We start from the raw sequence: 1,154 nt of genomic DNA, 5'->3' as shown, positions 1-1,154 counted from the left end.
CGGAGGAGGAACCCGACGTGTGAGGTGTCCAGGGAGTGGACGTCGTAGGGATTGTCCGGGGTCAGGGCGTCGGCTTCGGCGATCAGCCGGTCCTGCATGGCCACCGGAAGCGTCCGGTCCTCGGTGAGACGGATGTAGGTGCGGGCGATCGTGCCCCAGGTGTCGGCCTGGACGCGGGCGTCGGCGGTCATCACCGCTATGGACTCATCGGGTTGCAGGATGTTGAGGAAGGCTCGGAACTGCTCGTCGGTGGCGTCGGCCATCGTCGCCGCCTTGAGAGCGGCGAGCAGTTGCGGGTCGGCGGTGCGGTAGTTGGCCCGGCCGGCGCCGAGCTCGGCCGGGTCTCCGACGTTGAAGGCGGCCAGCGGGGCCATCAGGTTGGCGGCGAACTCGGGTTCCTGCATGTAGACGACGGGGCTGGCCAGCTTCACGCACGACCACGCGGAGATGTACACCAGGCGGCTCACCAGCGCGGGGATCGCGTTTCCTACCCCTGTGATCGTCGTTCCGCCGAGGCTGGCTCCGACCAGGACCACCGGTCCGTGCTCGGACGCGCGCTCGACGGCGTCGATGACGGTGTCGACATTGTCCTGCAGGGTGACCTCGGCCAGCGACGATGGTTGCTTCGCCCACGCCTCGAGGTCCTGCGGAGCCTGGTAGGCGACCGGGTACTGCGCGTCGAGGCCGTGGCCCGGCAGGTCGACGGCGTAGCTGCGGTGGCCCCGCAGCGCCAGTTCGCGTTGCACCGGCGCCCACATGAACGAGCTGCTGCCGGAACCGTGGACCAGCACGAAGGTGGGAGCATCAGCGGCCTGCCGTCCAGGACGGGAGGGGCTGTTGGAGACAGATGACATACAGGTCGGTCCGATCGGATTGGGCGCGGCAGCCACACCCGGTATCGGGCATGAGGATGCGACTGCCGCTGAAGTAAGGGGCGAGCGCGCACAGCGGCGGGCTCGGTGATGGCACAGACCAATCGAGGTCGGTGCCTAGTCGAGCCGCGCGTCGGCCCATCACGGCAGAACGCGGCTGAGAGCCTCAACCGGTGGCTGTGCGAAGTTGACGGTTCGGGTCGAGCGAAGCCCACGCGGCAGCGTCAATCGCTACCGGGGCTTCCTCAACCGCCGCGGGTCACCCGGTGACCGGCGGGACCA

1 protein-coding gene is annotated in these 1,154 nt (G+C 68.9%); it reads right to left on the bottom strand.

The features are described 5' to 3' along the window. Positions 1-854, bottom strand: an 854-nt coding sequence (locus ABD296_RS49340; protein ID WP_344285445.1) for an alpha/beta fold hydrolase, incomplete at its 3' end; no start/stop codon positions are given. Positions 855-1,154: the final 300 nt, after the last annotated feature.

Source organism: Actinomadura napierensis, assembly GCF_039529375.1.
In the GTDB taxonomy this organism is placed as follows: domain Bacteria; phylum Actinomycetota; class Actinomycetes; order Streptosporangiales; family Streptosporangiaceae; genus Spirillospora; species Spirillospora napierensis.
The sequence above is the reverse complement of the archived record's forward strand: the minus strand, read 5'-3'. Positions and strand labels throughout refer to the sequence as shown.